This is a genomic window from Streptomyces sp. NPDC002386 (assembly GCF_053593175.1).
The window spans coordinates 68,446-87,035 of sequence record NZ_JBSFBX010000015.1 but is presented as its reverse complement, the minus strand read 5'-3'; the positions used below and the strand labels follow the sequence as shown (position 1 = coordinate 87,035).

17 protein-coding genes and 1 riboswitch are annotated in these 18,590 nt (G+C 72.2%); of the genes, 7 read left to right on the top strand and 10 right to left on the bottom strand.

The annotated features are described in order from the left end of the window. Positions 1 to 35 precede the first annotated feature (35 nt). On the bottom strand, positions 36 to 1,253 hold the full coding sequence (gene fahA / locus ACWCPN_RS27480) for a fumarylacetoacetase (protein WP_451211185.1): 1,218 nt from the start codon (positions 1,251 to 1,253) through the stop codon (positions 36 to 38). Positions 1,254 to 1,481: 228 nt separating this feature from the next. On the opposite strand from fahA, the gene ACWCPN_RS27475 reads away from it, so the two are divergent. Next, on the top strand, positions 1,482 to 2,294 hold the full coding sequence (locus ACWCPN_RS27475) for an HAD family hydrolase (protein ID WP_392291946.1): 813 nt from the start codon (positions 1,482 to 1,484) through the stop codon (positions 2,292 to 2,294). 65 nt (positions 2,295 to 2,359) lie between these two features. Here the strand turns inward: ACWCPN_RS27475 and ACWCPN_RS27470 are convergent, their stop codons facing one another. Beyond that, entirely contained in the window at positions 2,360 to 2,842 is a 483-nt protein-coding gene (locus ACWCPN_RS27470; RefSeq protein WP_451211182.1) for a transglycosylase SLT domain-containing protein, read from the bottom strand. A 3-nt stretch (positions 2,843 to 2,845) separates the two neighbouring features. After that, positions 2,846 to 3,025, bottom strand: a riboswitch (cyclic di-AMP (ydaO/yuaA leader). A 540-nt stretch (positions 3,026 to 3,565) separates the two neighbouring features. Here ACWCPN_RS27470 and ACWCPN_RS27465 point away from each other — a divergent pair. From ACWCPN_RS27465 to ACWCPN_RS27450, 4 genes are all read left to right on the top strand, one after another. Beyond that, a complete protein-coding gene (locus ACWCPN_RS27465) occupies positions 3,566 to 4,576 on the top strand; it encodes a polyprenyl synthetase family protein (protein WP_199211553.1) in 1,011 nt (336 codons plus the stop codon). Between the two features lie 244 nt (positions 4,577 to 4,820). Continuing rightward, entirely contained in the window at positions 4,821 to 6,017 is a 1,197-nt protein-coding gene (locus ACWCPN_RS27460) for a LolA family protein (protein WP_451211179.1), read from the top strand. 54 nt (positions 6,018 to 6,071) lie between these two features. Then, complete coding sequence (locus ACWCPN_RS27455) at positions 6,072 to 7,046, top strand: ABC transporter ATP-binding protein (RefSeq protein ID WP_451211176.1); 975 nt, start codon at positions 6,072 to 6,074, stop codon at positions 7,044 to 7,046. Further along, positions 7,033 to 7,917, top strand: coding sequence for an ABC transporter permease (locus ACWCPN_RS27450; RefSeq protein WP_451211172.1), 885 nt, complete (start codon positions 7,033 to 7,035; stop codon positions 7,915 to 7,917). Before ACWCPN_RS27455 ends, ACWCPN_RS27450 begins: the two co-directional genes overlap by 14 nt. A gap of 7 nt (positions 7,918 to 7,924) precedes the next feature. On the opposite strand, the gene ACWCPN_RS27445 is transcribed toward ACWCPN_RS27450, so the two are convergent. After that, positions 7,925 to 8,512: a flavodoxin family protein gene (locus tag ACWCPN_RS27445; RefSeq protein ID WP_199211556.1), complete on the bottom strand. Its 588-nt coding sequence runs from the start codon at positions 8,510 to 8,512 to the stop codon at positions 7,925 to 7,927. A gap of 216 nt (positions 8,513 to 8,728) precedes the next feature. Between ACWCPN_RS27445 and ACWCPN_RS27440 the strand changes: the two genes are divergently transcribed. Continuing rightward, positions 8,729 to 9,943: a hypothetical protein gene (locus ACWCPN_RS27440; RefSeq protein WP_451211169.1), complete on the top strand. Its 1,215-nt coding sequence runs from the start codon at positions 8,729 to 8,731 to the stop codon at positions 9,941 to 9,943. Positions 9,944 to 9,975: 32 nt separating this feature from the next. Here the strand turns inward: ACWCPN_RS27440 and ACWCPN_RS27435 are convergent, their stop codons facing one another. The 3 genes from ACWCPN_RS27435 to ACWCPN_RS27425 all read right to left on the bottom strand — a co-directional run bounded on the left by ACWCPN_RS27435 (position 9,976) and on the right by ACWCPN_RS27425 (position 12,471). Beyond that, a complete protein-coding gene (locus ACWCPN_RS27435) occupies positions 9,976 to 10,470 on the bottom strand; it encodes a VOC family protein (RefSeq protein WP_392403408.1) in 495 nt (164 codons plus the stop codon). A 47-nt stretch (positions 10,471 to 10,517) separates the two neighbouring features. Then, positions 10,518 to 11,480: an EamA family transporter RarD gene (gene rarD / locus ACWCPN_RS27430; RefSeq protein ID WP_199211558.1), complete on the bottom strand. Its 963-nt coding sequence runs from the start codon at positions 11,478 to 11,480 to the stop codon at positions 10,518 to 10,520. 136 nt (positions 11,481 to 11,616) lie between these two features. Next, the gene (locus tag ACWCPN_RS27425) at positions 11,617 to 12,471 is read right to left on the bottom strand and encodes an NAD(P)H-binding protein (protein WP_451211165.1); all 855 of its coding nucleotides are present in this window, start codon (positions 12,469 to 12,471) and stop codon (positions 11,617 to 11,619) included. 111 nt (positions 12,472 to 12,582) lie between these two features. Here ACWCPN_RS27425 and ACWCPN_RS27420 point away from each other — a divergent pair, with 111 nt between their 5' ends. Next, on the top strand, positions 12,583 to 12,993 hold the full coding sequence (locus tag ACWCPN_RS27420) for a winged helix-turn-helix transcriptional regulator (RefSeq protein ID WP_451211162.1): 411 nt from the start codon (positions 12,583 to 12,585) through the stop codon (positions 12,991 to 12,993). Positions 12,994 to 13,012: 19 nt separating this feature from the next. Here ACWCPN_RS27420 and ACWCPN_RS27415 read toward each other — a convergent pair whose 3' ends face one another. The 4 genes from ACWCPN_RS27415 to ACWCPN_RS27400 form a co-directional block, all read right to left on the bottom strand. Then, positions 13,013 to 14,074: a 2-oxoacid:ferredoxin oxidoreductase subunit beta gene (locus tag ACWCPN_RS27415; RefSeq protein WP_451211160.1), complete on the bottom strand. Its 1,062-nt coding sequence runs from the start codon at positions 14,072 to 14,074 to the stop codon at positions 13,013 to 13,015. Then, the gene (locus ACWCPN_RS27410) at positions 14,067 to 15,995 is read right to left on the bottom strand and encodes a 2-oxoacid:acceptor oxidoreductase subunit alpha (protein WP_451211156.1); all 1,929 of its coding nucleotides are present in this window, start codon (positions 15,993 to 15,995) and stop codon (positions 14,067 to 14,069) included. The genes ACWCPN_RS27415 and ACWCPN_RS27410 overlap by 8 nt, the downstream gene beginning before the upstream one ends. Positions 15,996 to 16,288: 293 nt before the next feature. Continuing rightward, positions 16,289 to 16,948 carry a LuxR C-terminal-related transcriptional regulator gene (locus ACWCPN_RS27405; RefSeq protein WP_451211153.1) on the bottom strand — a complete coding sequence of 220 codons (660 nt, stop codon included), beginning with the start codon at positions 16,946 to 16,948 and terminating at the stop codon, positions 16,289 to 16,291. Between the two features lie 182 nt (positions 16,949 to 17,130). Further along, positions 17,131 to 18,495, bottom strand: coding sequence for a sensor histidine kinase (locus tag ACWCPN_RS27400; protein ID WP_451211151.1), 1,365 nt, complete (start codon positions 18,493 to 18,495; stop codon positions 17,131 to 17,133). Positions 18,496 to 18,590: the final 95 nt, after the last annotated feature.

The following is an 18,590-nucleotide window of genomic DNA, read 5'->3' as shown; positions in this document are numbered from 1 at the left end:
GGCGCCCGCCGGCACCGCCACCCGCGGGCGGCGGTTCAGCCCGACACGATCCGCCCGCTGACCTCTCCCAGCCCGACCCGGCCGCCGTCCGGTCCCGGCGCCCAGGCCGACAGCGTCACCACGTCCCCGTCCTCCAGGAAGGCACGCTTGCCGTCCGGGAGTTCGAGCGGGTCGCGGCCGTTCCAGGTCAGCTCGAGCAGCGAGCCGCGCTGGCCCTCCGCCGGGCCGCTCACCGTGCCCGAGCCGTACAGGTCGCCGGTGCGCAGCGAAGCGCCGTTCACCGTCATGTGGGCGAGCTGCTGGGCGGCGGTCCAGTACATGGTGGAGAACGGCGGCTCGGACACCGTGTGCCCGTTGATCGCGACCGAGATCCGCAGGTCGTAGCCGCCGGGTTCGATGCCGGGAGCGGCGTCGTCCAGGTAGGGCAGCAGGGGGTGCGTGCGCTCGGGGGGCGCCACGCGCGCGTTCTCCAGGGCCTCCAGCGGCGTGATCCACGCCGACACCGAGGTGGCGAAGGACTTGCCGAGGAAGGGGCCGAGAGGCACGTACTCCCAGGCCTGGATGTCACGCGCCGACCAGTCGTTGAGCAGGCACAGACCGAAGACGTGCTCCTGGAAGTCGCCGAGCGCGACGGGCGTGCCCTGCTCGGACGGCACACCCACCACGAAGCCGACCTCGGCCTCGATGTCCAGCCGGACCGAGGGCCCGAAGACCGGTGCCGGTTCGCCGGGACCCTTGCGCTGCCCCGACGGCCGGACGACATCCGTGCCGGAGACGACCACCGTGCCGGAGCGGCCGTGGTAACCGATCGGCAGGTGCTTCCAGTTGGGGGTCAGGGAGTCCTCCGCGTCCGGGCGGAAGATCCGGCCGACGTTCCGGGCGTGGTTCTCCGACGCGTAGAAGTCGACGTAGTCCGCGACCTCGAAGGGCAGGTGGAGGGTCACCGACGACAGCGGGTGGAACAGCGGCTCGATGGTCGACCGGTGCGAGGGGACCGTCACCCACGCCGTCAGCGCGCGCCGCACGTCCGACCAGGCCGTGCGGCCGGCGGCCAGCAGCGGGTTGAGGGTGGCCTGCGCGAGCAGGGACACGTACGGCGAGCCGAGGGCGGCGGCCGCCGCCCCCGCGTCGAGGACGTGGTCACCGAGCCGGACCCCGACCCTGCGCTCCGTGCTGCCGGAGGGTGAGAACACACCGTAGGGAAGGTTGTGCGGGCCGAAGGGGTCGCCCTCGGGGACGTCGAAGGGGGGCATGGGGTGCTGCCTCACTCTCATCCGGGCCATGCATGGCGATGCGTTCCATGTGATCGCGCCACACGTTACGGCCGGGACAGGTGTCTTGGGCAGTGCCGCAAGGGTTGTCCGCCCCGGCGGCCGGCCGGGGAGGGGCTCCGGGGCCCGGCGTGACGCCCCCGCGGGAGCCTCCCAAGTCCGGCGCGAACCGGGTGAGTCGGCGGGTCGCGCGGTCCGTATTCTCTGATCATGGCCGCACCCCCCGCATACGCACTGATCGCCACCGACCTGGACGGGACGCTGCTGCGCGGCGACGACACCGTCTCCGACCGGTCGCTGGCCGCGCTGGAGCGGGTGGCCCGGGCCGGCGCCCGGCACCTGGTGGTGACGGGCCGGCCGGCTCCCCGGGTGCGGCCGCTCCTGGACGCCCTCGGCTGCACGGGGCTCGCGGTGTGCGGGCAGGGCGCGCAGGTCTACGACGCGGGCACCGGCCGCCTGCTGTGGTCGGTCCGGCTGGACCGCGAACTGGCCGAGACCGCGCTCGGCAAGATCGAGGCCGAGGTGGGGCAGGTCTTCGCGGCCGTCGACCAGGACGGCGTGGACGGGCTCACGCTGATCGAGCCCGGGTATCTGATGCCCCACCCGACCCTGCCCGCCGTGCGGGTCGACCGGCGCGACGACCTGTGGTGCGAGCCCATCAGCAAGGTCCTGCTGCGCCATCACACGCTGTCGGACGACGAGTTGGCGGCGACGGCGCGCGCGGCGGTGGGCTCGCTGGCCACGGTCACCATGTCGGGTCCCGGCACGGTGGAACTCCAGCCGTGCGGCGTCACGAAGGCGACCGGACTCGCGCTGGCCGCCGGTCATCTGGGGATCGCCCCCGAACAGGCCCTGGCCTTCGGCGACATGCCCAACGACATCCCCATGTTCGACTGGGCGGGCCGCGGGGTGGCCATGGCCAACGCCCACCCCGAACTCAAGGCGGTCGCGGACGAGGTCACGACGTCGAACGAGGACGACGGCGTCGCCGTCGTCCTCGAAGGACTGTTCCCGGCAGGATGACCGGGACAGGGGCAGCGGCCCGCGGCGGGGGCGCCGGTCAGGTGGCGCCCCGCCGCGGGTGCCGGTCAGTAGGCGCCGTTGACGTTGTCGATCGAGCCGTAGCGGGCGGCCGCGTAGTTGCAGGCGGCGGTGATGTTCGCGACCGGGTCGTAGGGGTCGAACGCCGTTCCGGCCACGTGGTAGGCGTTGAAGGTCGGGTCGATCACCTGGAGCAGGCCCTTGGACGGGATGCCCTTGGCGGCGTTGGAGTCCCACAGGTTGATGGCGCGCGGATTGCCCGAGGACTCACGGATGATGTTGCGGTGGATGCCGTTGTAGGTGCCCGGGATGTGCTTCTCCGCCATGATCGCGAGGGACTCGCGGATCCAGCCGTCGAGGTTGTTCGGGTACCCGGCGAGGGTGGTTCCGGCCGAACCGGCGGAGTCCGCCGCGGAGGCGCTGGTCGCGCCGACGACCGGGAGGACGAGCACGGCGGCGCCGGTGCCGAGGACGGCGAGCTTGCGGAGGCGGCTGGTGCGGACGCGGCGGGGCTGAGCGGCTGCAGGCATGGCGAGGTTCCTCTCCGTCGCCTGCGAGGTGAGCTGTCGGGTTCGGGCGGGGAGGTGCCCGGCCGTGCCGCCCCCGAGGCGGCACGACTTCACCCCTTGCCGTTCCGGTGACGACACGCGTCGTCCGGTCCGGCGAACTTACCTGGGTCCCCCGCTCCTGCCGTACGAATGCGTTCGTGGATGGGTGATGCCGGGCGGCGGCAGGATTCGGCGTTCCGCTCGACTGGCCGGGAACGTATGCGAGAGCACATGTCCGGAACAAGTGTCGGATTCACGTAAAGACCAAGTTGACCTTGTTCTGTTCCGTTTTGAGTGCTTGATCCTTTGCGACTGCCAATGCTCAACTGGTCGACGGGGCAAGGGGAAGCGCGTGGTGGCCGGGCCCGGGGGCCCGATCGGGGCGCGTGACCCAATTCACGAAATAGCAAAGTATTCCAAATCAGACATGGGGGATTTGGCAGTGAGAGCGAATCGAGGGCCGGCTGCCCCGCGGGTGCCGTGTGGCCGATTTCCAGCGCGCCACAAAAGGAGCATTAAGGCGCCTAATGTCCGTATTATCGGGTGGTCGGCAGTGCGCCGATCATGGTCCGATGCCGTCCGTGCCGGACCGGTGGGCGCCCTCGGTGATCGAAACAGGACCGGATACGCTGACTTGAGTGAGGGCAGCGACCTATCGACAAACCGTGTAATCGCCAGCAGACACCAGCAGACAGGAGACCCCTCGTGACCGTCGTCGGGCCGTTCGGGCTGAGCGTGCGGGACCAGGCTCTGGAAGCCGATGTCCAGGCCGGATTGACGGCTGTCGAGGAAGGCTTGCTCGAAGCCACCAAGAGTGAGGTCCCGTTCATCACGGAGGCCGCGCAGCACCTCGTACGGGCCGGCGGGAAGCGCTTCCGGCCGCTCCTCGTGATGCTCGCGGCACAGTTCGGGGACCCGTACGCGCCCGGTGTCGTGCCGTCGGCCGTGGTCGTGGAGCTGACCCACCTGGCCACGCTGTACCACGACGACGTCATGGACGAGGCGTCCGTGCGGCGCGGGGTGGACAGCGCCAACACGCGCTGGGGCAACTCCGTCGCGGTCCTCACCGGCGACTTCCTCTTCGCCCGCGCCTCCCAGATCCTCGCCGACCTCGGCCCCGAGGCGGTCCGGGTCCAGGCCCTCGCGTTCGAGCGGCTGGTCACCGGGCAGATCCTGGAGACCGCGGGCCCCTCGGACGGCCGTGACCCGGTCGAGCACTACCTGGACGTGCTGGGCGGCAAGACCGGCTCCCTGGTGGCGGTGTCCTGCCGGTTCGGCGCCATGATGTCCGGCGCCGACGAGACGGTCGTCGACGTGCTCACTCAGTACGGCGAACGGCTCGGGGTCGCCTTCCAGCTCGCGGACGACGTCCTGGACATCGCCTCCGACTCGCACGAGTCCGGCAAGACCCCGGGGACCGACCTGCGCGAGGGCATCCCGACCCTGCCCGTGCTCCGGCTGCGCGAGCGCGCGGCCCGTCTGGGGCTGCCCGAGGACACCGCACTGTGCGAGCTGCTCGACTCCGACCTCGGCGACGACGCCCGGCTCGAGGAGGCGCTGACCGCGCTCCGCGCGCACCCCGCGCTGGAGCAGGCCCGCCGCGACACCGTGCGCTACGCCGAGGAGGCGCGCGCCGCGCTGGCCCCGCTGCCGGAATGCGACTCCAAGGCGGCGCTGCTCGAACTGTGCGACGCGGTGGTGCACCGGGCCGGCTGAGCCCTGGGTCCCGGCCGAGGGCGGTGTCTCCCGCGCGACCCCTACGGGTCGGGGGAGGCCCCGCCCTCGGGTGTCATACCGCAGGCGTACACGCACTTGGTGCCACGGTCTGACGCTTCCTCACGGCCGATTTGGTCATATGGAAACCACGGAAATCACCACTCCTCACCGATTCGGGTGAGAATGGCGGCTCAGGTGGACCAGTGTGGGGACAGCCGCCGCCGACGACGGAGGTAAGGCACAGATGGCACCGTACGAATCCGACGACGCAACGGGCGCCGCACGGGACGAGGACCTGCCCACCGGACGCCGCAAGGCCGCCCGGTACGTGGTCCCGGTCGCGGTGGTGGGGGTCGCGGCGGCCACGATCGGGCTGGTCCCGGCGCTCGCCGACTCCGGTGACCCCGATCTGCCGAAGATCACCGCACAGCAGCTCATCGACAGGATCGCGAAGTCGGACGTGCAGCAGCTGTCCGGCACGGTGAAGGTCAGCACCGACCTCGGCCTGCCGGACCTCGGCGGCCTGGAGAGCGGCCTGATGTCCGGGGCGGCCCCCGGTGACGGCTCCTCCGCGGACCCGCGGTCCAAGCTCACCGAACTGGCCTCCGGCACGCACACGCTGCGCGTGGCCACCGACGGCCCGGACCGGCAGAAGCTGTCGCTGCTGGAGAGCGGCTCCGAGTACAGCCTGATCCACGACGGCAAGGACGTCTGGGGCTACGACAGCAAGAGCAACGAGGTCCACCACTCCGCCGCCGCCGGCGGTCAGCACCGGGCGGAGCAGCCGCCGGCCACGCCGAAGGGCTTCGCCGACGAGGCCCTGAAGGCGGTCGACGACACCACGTCCGTGACCGTCGACGGCACCGCGCAGGTCGCCGGACGCGACGCCTACAGGCTGCTGATCAAGCCCAGGCAGTCCGGCACCACGGTCGGCGCCGTCACCATCGCCGTGGACGCGAAGACGGGCATGCCGCTGAAGTTCACGCTCACCCCGCGGAGCGGCGGCGCCGCCGTCCTCGACGCGGGCTTCACCCAGGTCTCCTTCGCCAAGCCGGCCGCCGCCACCTTCGACTTCACCCCGCCCAAGGGTGCGAAGGTCACCGAGGAGAAGGAAGGCGGCAGGGGAAGGGCGCCGGAGCACGCTCCCAAGGGCGGTGAGGACCTCGCCAAGGGCCTGAACGGCGCCACCGTGCTCGGCAAGGGCTGGACCTCGGTCGCCACCTTCGACACCGGCGCCGAGGGCGGCGTGCCGTCCGGCGGCCAGGACGGTCCGCTCGGCGGCTTCCTCGGCTCGCTCGGCGACCAGGTCTCCGGCAAGTTCGGCAAGGGCACGGTGTTCTCCACCCGCCTGGTCAACGCCCTGATCACCGACGACGGCAAGGTGTACGCCGGCGCGGTGACCAAGGACGCGCTGGTGAGGGTGGCGAACGCCGGGAAGTGATCCCGCCCGGAGACGGGCGGTCAGGAGCGGGCACGGGCGACCGAGGGGAAGCCGATGGACGAACCGTCCGCCGCGGGGCGTGAGCCGGGGGACGCGCCGGAGCACGTCATCGCCACGCGCGGCCTCACCAAGCGCTACCGCGGCGGACAGCTCGCCGCCGACGGTCTCGACCTGACCGTCCCGGCGGGCAGCGTCTTCGGCTTCCTCGGCCCGAACGGCTCCGGCAAGACCACCACCATCCGCATGCTGATGGGCCTGATCGAACCGACCTCGGGCACGGCGCGCGTGCTGGGCCGGCCCATGCCCCGGTCCGCGCGCACCGTCCTGCCCCGGGTCGGCGCGCTGATCGAGGGCCCGGCCCTGTACGGCTTCCTCTCCGGCCGGGACAACCTGCTGCGCTACGACGCCGCCGACCCGACGGCCGATCCGCGCACCCGGCGGGCCCGCGTCGCGGCCGCCCTGGACCGGGTGGGCCTGACGGCCGCGGCGGGCAAGAAGGCGAGGGCGTACTCGCTCGGCATGAAGCAGCGCCTGGGCCTGGCGGCCGCGCTGCTCCAGCCGCGCGGACTGCTCGTGCTGGACGAGCCCACCAACGGGCTCGACCCGCAGGGCATGCGGGAGATCCGCGCCCTGGTGAAGGAACTGGCGGCCGACGGCACGACCGTGTTCCTGTCCTCCCACCTCCTCGACGAGATCGAGCAGGTGTGCACGCACGCGGCGGTGATGGCGCGGGGCCGCCTGATCACCCAGGGCGCGGTCGCCGACCTGGCCGCCGGGGCGCGCGGCCGGCTGGCGGTGAACACGCCGGATCCCGCCGAGGCGGCCCGGGTGCTGAAGGAGCAGGGCGTCACGGACGTCGTCGCCGACGGCGACCGGGTGACCGGCGAGCCGCCCCGGCGGGACCTCGCGGACGTGAACGCGGCCCTGGTCGCGGCGGGCGTCCGGGTACGCGGCTTCACCCTCGAACGGGCATCGCTGGAGGACGCGTTCGTGGCACTGACCGGGGAGGGCTTCGATGTCGCGGGCTGAGGTGATCGGGGCGCCGGCCGGGCGCCGGACGCGTCCGCTGTGGACCTTCGGACTGCTGCGCAGCGAGCTGGTCACCACGCTGCGCCGCTGGCGCACGCTCGCGCTGCTCGCGGTGCTGGCGGCGGTGCCGGTGCTGGTCGGCATCGCGGTACGGATCGAGACGCGGGGCGGTCCGGGGGCGGACGGCGGCGGAGGCGAGGGCCCGGCGTTCATGGCCCAGATCACCAACAACGGCCTGTTCCTGGTGTTCACGGCGCTGGCCGCGACCCTGCCGTTCTTCCTGCCGATGGCGGTCGGCGTCGTCGCGGGCGACTCGATCGCCGGTGAGGCCGGCGCGGGCACCCTGCGCTATCTGCTGGTCGCTCCGGCCGGCCGTACCCGCCTGCTGCTCACCAAGTACGCGACGGTCATGGCCTTCTGCCTGCTGGCCACCCTGGTGGTGGCCGTGTCCGCGCTGGCCGTCGGCGCGTTGCTGTTCCCGCTCGGCGACCTGACGACCATCTCCGGCACGAGCATCACCTTCACCGAGGGCCTCGGCCGGGCGCTGCTGATCGCGCTGGCGGTCGCCGCCTCACTGGTCGGCATCGCGGCCCTCGGGCTGTTCGTGTCCACCCTGACCAACAGCGGCATCGCGGCGATGGCGACCACCGTGGGCCTGCTCATCACCGTTCAGATCCTGGACCAGATACCGCAGTTGCACGCGCTGCGGCCGTACTTCTTCTCCCACTACTGGCTGTCCTTCGCCGATCTCATGCGCGACCCCGTCTACTGGGACGACCTGGTGAAGAACCTCGGTCTCCAGGCGCTGTACGCCGCCGTGTTCGGCTCGGCGGCCTGGGCGCGGTTCACGACGAAGGACATCAGCGTCTAGGACCGGCTCAGGCCTCCTGGTACGGGAAGCGGGCGAGGGGCGCCTCCCGGCTGAAGAACGTCTTCGCGCGGGTGAGGGCCTCGGTGTCCGCGGCCACGTCACCAGGCGCGCTGCCGTTGCCGAGCAGCACACCGCCGAAGCGCATCCCCAGGTAGGCGGCCGAGTTGTTGAGCGTGCCGACGAGCGGGTCGGCGACCGACGGCTCCCGGTCCGCCCGGGCCGAGACGCCCCACAGGGTGCGCCCGGCCATCGTCGCCTTGAAGTCGATGCCCGGGGTGCGCAGCCAGGCCGACCAGTGGTCCAGGTACCGCTTGGTGTGGCCGGAGACCGAGTACCAGTACAGCGGGGACGCGATCACCAGGTCCGTGGCCGCGAGGGTGGCGTCCAGCAGCAGACCGGCCGTGGTGCCGGCGGCCGGGCGTACGTGGTCGGTGTCGTGCCGCAGGTCCGTGAAGTCGGGCAGCGGGTGGTCGACGAGGCGGATCCAGTGCTGTTCGACGCCGGCGGGGAGCTGTTCGGCGGCCGCGCGGGCCAGCAGCTCGGTGTTGCCGTCGGGCCGGGCACTGCCCAGGACGAAGAGGAAGCGGCGGCTCATGGGTCCCCCGTAGTGGTTGATGTCGCACCGCGAATAAGGGCGTGTGCATTTTATGCACACGCAAGCACTCTCTTTCAAGGGCCGGTTCCAGGGCTCCGGACTGCGGCTGGTGCGAGGCTGTGACGTCTCGGTGACGCGGGAGCCGGGCTGAACGGACACACTGGTCGGCAGGACGCGTACGGACCGGATCGTGGCGCCGGGGGAGTGAGGAAACCGATGTCTCGACTCAGCTTCGAGAAGAAGCGGGCACAGCAGCCCGCGGCACACCCCGCGGCGGTGGCCGTCCGGGTGTCCGGCACGGGCAGTGCCTCGGTGGGCGGGACGGCGGTCGTCGCGGAACCGGGTCAGGAGATCCAGCAGGCCGTGCTCAACCACCTCCAGCGCCTCGCCATCAGCCTGGGCACCCCGATACGTGCCACGATCCACGACGACCGCGCCGGCTGCGTGGTCCCCCTGGAGGTCTCGGCGGACGGCTCCAGCCGGGTGGCGGGGGACCCGGTGCGGGTCGCTCCGGAGAGCGGGTCGGACGGACCGGGTGCGGCGATCCCCTCTCCGGTCACGGCGGGCTCCGGTCCGGGACGGGCTCCGCAGGGGCGGTTCGGGCCGCCGCCGGTCATGGCCGCCGTGCCCGGCGCGCGGACCGCCACCGGAACCCGGACGCCGGCCCCCGTGCCCGCGTACGGACCCCGGACCATGCCCCCCGCGCCCGCGCCGCTCCCCGAGCCGGCCGCCCCGGTACCCGCGGGGCGGCCCGGCGAATCCCCCGTCATCCCCGCACCGCACCCCGAGCCGGTGGCCTCACGGCCCGCCCGGGAGATCCCCCCGGTACCCGTGTCCGTCCCGGACGCGCCCCTGTGCGACCCCGAGCCCGCCCCGGCCTCGTCCGCGACCCCCACCCCCGCCCGCGGTTTCGACGCGGTGGCGGAGGAGGTGCTCGGCGACACGCCCGTGACCGAGACCGCGGAGGGCGCCGAGCTGCTCACCGAGCCGATGACGCGGATCAACGAGGCCGTCCGGGACGGCCGTATCGAGGCGGCGGCGGAGCTCGCCGGCCGCACGGTCGCCGAGGCCTGCGCGGTCCTGGGCCCCCGCCACCCCGAGGTGCTGCACCTGGGCGAGCTGACCGCCTACATCGCCTATCTGGCGGGCGACCCGGTGCGCTCCTTCCACCTGTCCCTGGACCTCGCCCGGCTGCGCCGGCAGGCGTGCGACGCGGAGGCTGCCTACGGCAATGTGCGCAGCGCCGCCACCGCCTGGCGCGCGGTGCGCGACCCGGAGGAGGGGCTGCGGCTGGGCCGCGACCTCCTCGGCCTGTGGACGGACCTCACGACGGAGCCCGGGCCCGCGGCCGGCGACCCGGAACCCCTGGAGTCGGCACGCTCGCGCATGGTCCGCCTGACCGCCCGCGCGGCCGGCGCCGCGCGGGCGTAGACGGCCGGCGCGGCCCCGGGCGGCGCGGCCGACTACGCGACGCAGAACTCGTTGTCCTCGGGGTCGGCCATCAGCACCCACTCGCCGGCGGGGTCCTTCACCTCGCGCAGCACCCGTGCGCCCAGCGCCTCCAGCCGCGCCACCTCGTCCGCGCGGCGCCCGGCGCCGGCGTGCACGTCGATGTGCAGCCGGTTCTTGACCGTCTTCGCCTCCGGGACGCGCTGGAAGAGCAGCCGCCGGCCCAGCCCGATGCCGGTGTCGGGGTCGCAGGGGTCCTCGGGGTGCCGTACGGCGATCAGGTCCCGGAAGGCGGGCCGGCCGTGGTACTCGACGGTGGCCTCGCCCGGCAGCGCGCCGAGGGACAGCAGCCGTTCGACGAGCGCGCTGTTGTCCTCGGCCGTGTAGTGCAGCGCGGCGGCCCAGAAGTCCGCCTGGGTGTGCGGGTCCGCCGCGTCGATGACGAGCTTCCAGCGCAGCGGGGCCGGAGCGGACGCGGACGTGTCTGATGCGGGCGTGTCTGTGGACATGTTCACCACTTATAGCCGCCCGCACGGACCCGCACCGGCCATTGGCGTCAGCCGACCCGGCGGACGTCCTCCCGGGCGGGCTCGGCGGACTCCACGAGCGGCGACACGGCGACCACCCGGGGCCTGCGGACGGCGTGCACGGCGTCCCAGGTCAGCAGACCCAGCGCCAGCCACACCAGGGCGAATCCGGCCCAGCGCTCCGCCGGCATCGCCTCGTGGAAGTAGAGGATGCCGAGCAGGAACTGGAAGACCGGTGCCAGGTACTGCAGCAGTCCCAGCGTGGACAGGGGCACCCGGATGGCCGCCGCGCCGAAGCAGACCAGCGGCAGGGCCGTGACGAGGCCGGTCGAGGCGAGCAGCAGGGAGTGCCCGGTGCCGCCGGTGGCGAAGGTGGCTCCGCCGTGTGCGCCGAGCCAGACCAGATAGCCGAGCGCGGGCACGAACTGGACCGCGGTCTCGGCGGCCAGCGACTCGACACCGCCGAGGGCGACCTTCTTCTTCACCAGCCCGTAGGTGGCGAACGAGAACGCCAGGCAGAGCGAGATCCACGGCGGGCGGCCGTAGCCGACGGTCAGCACGACGACGGCGGCGAAGCCGACCCCGACCGCGGCCCACTGCGCGGGCCGCAGCCGCTCCTTGAGGAGCAGCACGCCCATCGCGATGGTCACCAGAGGGTTGATGAAGTACCCGAGGGACGCCTCGACCACATGGCCGGAGTTCACGGCCCATATGTAGACGCCCCAGTTGACGGTGATGACGGCGGCGGCCACCACGACGAGCGCCAGCCGCCGCGGCTGCCGCAGCAGTTCCCCGGCCCAGGCCCAGCGGCGTACGACGAGCAGGGCGACGGCGACGAAGACCAGGGACCACACCATGCGGTGGGCCAGGATCTCCATGGCTCCGGCGGGCTTCAGCAGCGGCCAGAACAGTGGGACCAGGCCCCACATCCCGTACGCGGCGAAACCGTTCACCAGGCCTGTCCGGTGCTCTCCTCTGGACGTCCCGGCCATGGGCCCCTCCTTCTCGCCTCAGCCACGTGTGCGAGGAAGAAGGTAGCGCCGCGCGGCCCCGTCTGTCATGCCCGTATCGCCATACGGTCATGACAGGCGGGGCCGCTGGTCGTGCGGGGGCTCCGGAACGGCGTGGTCAGCCCTTGAGCGCGGCGGCGACGGCTTCGGCGAGCGGGGTGGTCGGACGGCCCGTCAGGCGGGAGAGGTCGCCGGTGGAGACGACCAGTTCGCCCTTCTCGATCGAGGCGTCCACGCCGGCCAGTACCGCGGCCAGCGGCCCGGGCAGCCCGGCGCCCGCCAGGATGGACTCGAGCGTCTCGACCGGTACCGGGGTGTAGCCGATCTCCCGGCCGGTCTGCCGGCTCAGTTCGGCCGCGTACTCGGCGAAGCCCCACGCCTCGTCGCCGCCCAGCTCGTACGTCGCGTTCTCGTGGCCCTCGCCGGTCAGCACCGCGACCGCCGCGGCCGCGTAGTCGGCGCGGGAGGCCGAGGAGACCCGGCCGTCGCCGGCGGCCTGAATGACCGCGCCGTGCTCCAGCACCGGGGCGAGGTTCTCGGTGTAGTTCTCGTGGTACCAGCCGTTGCGCAGCAGGCTGTAGGGCAGGCCGGAGGCGAGCAGCGCCGCCTCGGTGGCGCGGTGGTCGTCGGCGAGTGCGGCCGTGAGGCTGCCCGGGGCGCTGGTGTACGCCAGCAGGGCGACGCCGGCGGCCCCGGCGGCGTCGATGACGACCTGGTGCTGCCGGACCCGGCCCTTGTCGAACTCGTTGCCGGAGATCAGCAGGACCCTGTCGCCGGCCCGGAACAGGCCGTCGAAGGTCTCGGGGGCGTTGTAGTCGGCCACGGCGAGCCGGACCCCGCGGGCGGCGAGGCCGGCGGCCTTCGCCTCGTCCCGCACGACGGCGGTGATCTCTCCGGCCGGGACCTTCTCCAGCAGCTGCTCCACGACGTGGCGGCCGAGGTGTCCGGTGGCTCCGGTGACGACGATGCTCATGATGCGCGGTCTCCTTGTGGGTGCGTCCGTCGGTGACTCCGTATGTCTGTCACTAACCCTAGGAGAGGCGCTAACCAAGCGAAAGTACCCACTTTGAAGTAAGGTACTGGCATGGCAGTAAGTGACAGGGTGACCACCGCGGAGGCCGAGGCCCAGTGCCCGTACCGCCTCGTCCTGGAGCACCTCACCAGCCGCTGGGGTGTCCTCGTGCTGATCGAGCTGCTGGAGCGGCCGTACCGCTTCAGCGAGCTGCGCCGGGCGATCGACCGGTACGGCGGCCGGGGCGTCAGCGAGAAGATGCTGACCCAGACGCTGCAGACCCTGGAGCGCGACGGACTGGTCCACCGGGACGCCAAGCCGGTGATCCCGCCCCGCGTCGACTACTCGCTCACCGGACTCGGACAGGAGGCGGCGCGGCAGGTGCGCTCCCTCGCCCGGTGGACGCACGAGCGCATGGACGAGGTGGAGCGGGCCCGGCTGGCATACGACGAGGCCCGGGAACTCAGGTCCCGGGCCTCCTAGTCGGTGAGCGGGCCGCCCGTCAGCCGACGACCGTCCAGGTGTCCCCGCCGGCGAGCAGCGCGCCCAGGTCGCCCTTGCCGTGCTGCTCGATCGCCGTGTCGAGCTGGTCGGCCATCTCGTTGTCGTAGACCGGCCGCTCGACCGAGCGGAACACACCGATCGGGGTGTGGTGCAGGGTGTCCGGGTCGGCGAGCCGGGAGAGGGCGAAGGCCGTGGTGGGGGACGCGGAGTGCGCGTCGTGCACCAGGATCTCCGCCTCGTTCTCGGCGGTCACCGTGACCACCCTCAGATCGCCGGTGTTCCGGTCGCGCACGACACCGCGCGACCCGTCGGCCCCGAAGCGGATCTGCTGCCCGTGCTCGAGGCGGATCAGCGCCTCCTCGGCCCGCTGCCGGTCCTTCAGGGCGTCGAAGGCGCCGTCGTTGAAGATGTTGCAGTTCTGGTAGATCTCGATCAGCGCCGTGCCCGGGTGGTCGGCGGCCGCGCGCAGCACCTCGGTGAGGTGCTTGCGGTCGGAGTCGATGGTCCGGGCGACGAAGGACGCCTCCGCGCCGATCGCCAGGGATACCGGGTTGAAGGGCGCGTCGAGCGAACCCATCGGCGTCGACTTGGTGATCTTGCCGATCTCGGAGGTCGGGCTGTACTGGCCCTTGGTCAGGCCGTAGATCCGGTTGTTGAACAGCAGGATCTTCAGGTTGACGTTGCGGCGCAGGGCGTGGATGAGGTGGTTGCCGCCGATGGAGAGGGCGTCGCCGTCACCGGTGACCACCCACACGCTCAGGTCGCGGCGGGAGGCGGCCAGGCCGGTGGCGATCGCCGGGGCGCGGCCGTGGATCGAGTGCATCCCGTAGGTGTTCATGTAGTACGGGAAGCGGGAGGAGCAGCCGATGCCGGAGACGAAGACGATGTTCTCCCTGGCCAGCCCCAGCTCGGGCATGAAGCCCTGGACCGCCGCCAGGATCGCGTAGTCACCGCAGCCCGGGCACCAGCGCACCTCCTGGTCGGACTTGAAGTCCTTCATCGACTGCTTCGCCTCGGCCTTGGGGACCAACTGCAGCAGCCCGTTGGTGGCGTCAGTCATCGATGGCCTCCTTCAGCGCGGTGGCGAGCTGTTCCGCCTTGAACGGCATGCCGTTGACCTGGTTGTACGAGTGGGCGTCCACCAGGTACTTCGCCCGGATCAGCGTGGCGAGCTGGCCGAGGTTCATCTCGGGCACCACGACCTTGTCGTACCGCTCCAGCACCTCGCCCAGGTTGCACGGGAAGGGGTTGAGATGGCGCAGATGGGCCTGCGCGACGGCCTCGCCGGCGCCGCGCAGTCTCCGTACCGCCGCCGTGATGGGCCCGTAGGTGGAACCCCAGCCGAGGACCAGGGTGCGCGCCCCGTCCGGATCGTCGACCTCGATGTCCGGGACGTCGATGCCGTCGATCTTGGCCTGGCGGGTGCGGACCATGAAGTCGTGGTTGGCCGGGTCGTAGGAGATGTTGCCCGTGCCGTCCTGCTTCTCGATGCCGCCGATGCGGTGCTCCAGGCCCGGCGTGCCCGGGATCGCCCAGGGCCGGGCGAGGGTCTGCGGATCGCGCTTGTACGGCCAGAACACCTCGGTGCCGTCGTCCAGGGTGTGGTTCGGGCCGGTGGCGAACCGGACCCGGAGGTCGGGCAGCTCGTCCAGGTCCGGGATGCGCCAGGGCTCGGAGCCGTTGGCGAGGTAGCCGTCGGAGAGCAGGATCACCGGCGTGCGGTAGGTGAGCGCGATCCGGGCCGCCTCCAGGGCCGCGTCGAAGCAGTCCGCGGGGGTCCTCGGCGCGACCACCGGAACCGGTGCCTCGCCGTTGCGTCCGTACATCGCCTGCAGGAGGTCCGCCTGCTCGGTCTTGGTCGGCAGTCCGGTCGACGGGCCGCCGCGCTGGATGTCGACCACCAGCAGCGGCAGCTCCAGCGAGACCGCCAGGCCGATCGTCTCGCTCTTGAGGGCGACCCCGGGGCCGGACGTGGTCGTCACCGCCAGCGAGCCGCCGAAGGCCGCGCCCAGCGCCGCGCCGATGCCCGCGATCTCGTCCTCGGCCTGGAACGTCCGCACACCGAAGTTCTTGTGCTTGCTCAGCTCGTGCAGGATGTCGGAGGCCGGGGTGATCGGGTACGAGCCGAGGAACAGCGGCAGATCCGCCTGCTGGGAGGCGGCGACCAGGCCGTAGGCCAGGGCCAGGTTCCCGGAGATGTTGCGGTAGGTGCCGACCGGGAAGGCCTTGGCGGCCGGCGCGACCTCGTAGGAGACCGCGAAGTCCTCGGTCGTCTCGCCGAAGTTCCAGCCCGCCCGGAAGGCGGCGACGTTCGCGGCCGCGATGTCCGGCTTCTTGGCGAACTTGCTGTTCAGGAACTTCTCGGTGCCCTCGGTCGGCCGGTGGTACATCCAGGACAGCAGGCCCAGGGCGAACATGTTCTTGCTGCGCTCGGCCTCCTTGCGGGAGAGGTCGAACTCCTTGAGCGCCTCGACCGTGAGCGTCGTCAGCGGCACCGGGTGCAGGTGGTAGCCGTCGAGCGAGCCGTCCTCCAGCGGGTCGGCGGCGTAGCCGACCTTCTGCAGCGCGCGCTTGGTGAACTCGTCCGTGTTGACGATGATCTCGGCGCCGCGCGGGAGGTCGCCGATGTTGGCCTTCAGGGCGGCCGGGTTCATCGCGACCAGCACGTTCGGCGCGTCGCCCGGGGTGAGGATGTCGTGGTCGGCGAAGTGGAGCTGGAAGGAGGAGACACCGGGCAGGGTGCCCGCGGGGGCGCGGATCTCGGCGGGGAAGTTCGGGAGGGTGGAGAGGTCGTTGCCGAAGGACGCGGTCTCCGAGGTGAAGCGGTCACCGGTGAGCTGCATGCCGTCACCCGAGTCCCCCGCGAACCGGATGATCACCCGGTCCAGGCGCCGCACGTCCTTCGCTCCGCCCGGTTTGCGCTGCTCTCCCACGACGGCCGCGTCGGCCTGCTCCGCTGGGCTGCTGACCTGGCTGGTCACTGAACTGGACCTCCTTCGAGGCGGCTGTCCGGGAATGGTCGTCCCACGGACCATCCCAGAATCAACCCTACGTCGCTCAGGGTCGCCCTCCGGCGGCCATCCGCATGATGGACGGCGTTTCGAGACGGCCCGTCGCGCTGGATTCTCATGGTTCCTCGCGCCGCCCAAGCTACGGTCAACCGGCTCGCCGCGCCTGTGCGCCTTTCCGATTCCCTCCTCCGGCCCTCATCCACCCGGGTGCCGGTTCCACAGAAGCCGGACGGACTGACACCCAGCTGACGAGTGCCGGTCCGTCACGAGTTCAGATAGGTCAGAACGGCCAGAACACGCCGGTGGTCGCCGTCGCTCGGGGACAGTCCGAGCTTCAGGAAGATGTTGCTGACGTGCTTCTCCACGGCCCCGTCACTGACCACGAGCTGCCGGGCGACCGCCGAGTTCGTCCGGCCCTCCGCCATCAGCCCCAGCACCTCGCGCTCCCGCGGGGTGAGCCCCGCCAGCACGTCCTGCTTGCGGCTGCGTCCGAGCAACTGCGCGACCACCTCCGGATCCAGCGCCGTACCGCCCCCGGCGACCCGCACCACCGCGTCGACGAACTCCCGCACCTCGGCGACCCGGTCCTTGAGCAGGTAGCCCACGCCCCGGCTGGAACCGGCCAGCAGTTCGGTGGCGTACCGCTCCTCCACGTACTGCGACAGCACCAGCACCCCGAGCCCCGGGTGCGTCCTGCGCAGCCGTACGGCCGCCCGCACCCCCTCGTCGGTGTGGGTCGGCGGCATCCGCACGTCCGCCACCACCACGTCGGGCAGCTCACCCTGCGCGTCCAGGTCGGCGATGGTCTTGATCAGCGCCTCCGCGTCCCCGACGCCGGCCACGACGTCATGCCCGCGGTCGGTCAGCAACCGGGTCAGGCCCTCCCTGAGCAGCACCGAGTCCTCGGCGATGACCACTCGCACCCTGTTCTCCACGATCTCCCGGCCCCCCACAGCCCGACCTTCCGACGGCGTCCCGTACGAAGGTCAAGCATTCCAGCATTCGCGGCGGCGCGCCCAGGAGCGGGGGAAACAGCCCCGCGCGCGCGTTCCCGCCGGGTCCGGCCCGGCGGGAACGCGCGCGGTCCTCTCCTGTGCGCCTCCGCTCAGCCGCGCCAGGGCAGCTCGGCGATCACCCGGGTGGGGCCGCCCGCCGGTGAGTCCACGACCAGGACCCCGTCCACCGCGTCCAGACGCCCGGCCAGACCGGCCAGACCGGAGCCCCGGGCGGCGTCGGCGCCGCCGGCCCCGTCGTCCCGTACCTGGACGAGCAGCCGGTCCTCGGCCCGCCAGACGTCGACCGAGGCGGAGCGTGCCCGGCTGTGCTTGCTGATGTTCTGCAGCAGCTCGGAGACGGTGAAGTAGGCGATGCCCTCGATGGCCGCGGCGGGCCGGGTCGGCAGGTCGACCTCCACCCGCACCGGGACGGTACAGCGGGAGGCGACGGCGGACAGGGCCGCGTCCAGGCCGCGGTCGGTCAGCACCGCCGGGTGGATGCCCCGGGCCAGGTCGCGCAGTTCCTGCAGGGCGGTCTTCACCTCGCCGTGCGCGTCCTCCACCATGCGGGCCGCCTCCTGCGGGTCCTCCCGCAGCTTCTCCTTGGCCAGCCCCAGGTCCATGGCGAGGTTGACCAGCCGGGCCTGGGCCCCGTCGTGCAGGTCCCGCTCGATACGGCGCAGGTCGGCGGCGGCCGTGTCGACCACGACCCCCCGGTCCGACTCCAGCTCCACGACCCGCGCCGACAGCCGCGAAGGCCCCAGCAGCCCGCGCACCAGCAGCCCGTCCACGGTCACCAGCCCCCGCACGACCCAGGGTGTGGCCAGCGTGAACACCAGACCCACCAGCGCCGTCACGGTGATCTCGAACGGGTTGTCGAGGTAGACGCTGTGGTGCGCGTCGCCGTAGAGCTGGATGCCGCCCTGTCCCGCGTACACCGGCAGGACCCAGAACCACAGCGGATACGTCAGCAGCGCCCAGCCGATCGTCCAGAAGTCCAGCGCCACGACGAACGAGAACACCGCCCAGGGGAACTGCAGCAGCGCGTACAGCAGATGGCGCCACGACGCACCGCTCTTGAGCACCGCCCCCATCCACGCGAAGGCCCCCGGTCCGGCCACCCGCAGCGGTTCGGGATCGGCCACCTCCAGGCGCAGCAGCGCACGCGCGCGCGTGCGCTCCAGTACGCCGAAGCCACGGCAGCCGGCGAGGGCCGCCGCCAGCACCGGGACCCCGAGGAAGGTGATGAGCAGGCCCGCGCCGAGCGACACCATGGTGACCGCCCAGCAGAACAGCACGACCGCGACGGGCAGGCTCAGCAGTACGTAACCGAACTCGCGCAGGCTGCGCGCCTCGACGGGCGCCCGCAGGACGGCGGGCAGCCGGTGGCGCCGCTCCCCGTCGTGGGCGGGGAAGCCGGATCCGGTGGGGTGACCGTGTCCCCGCCCGTACCCCTGTCCGTACTCCGTGGCCATCGGTGTCGTCCGTTCTGCTCGTCCTGGCGGCGCTGCTGCGACCGTGTGTCCAGCGTGGCGGGCGGCGGCCCCGGGAACCATGGAGGCCGTCGGCG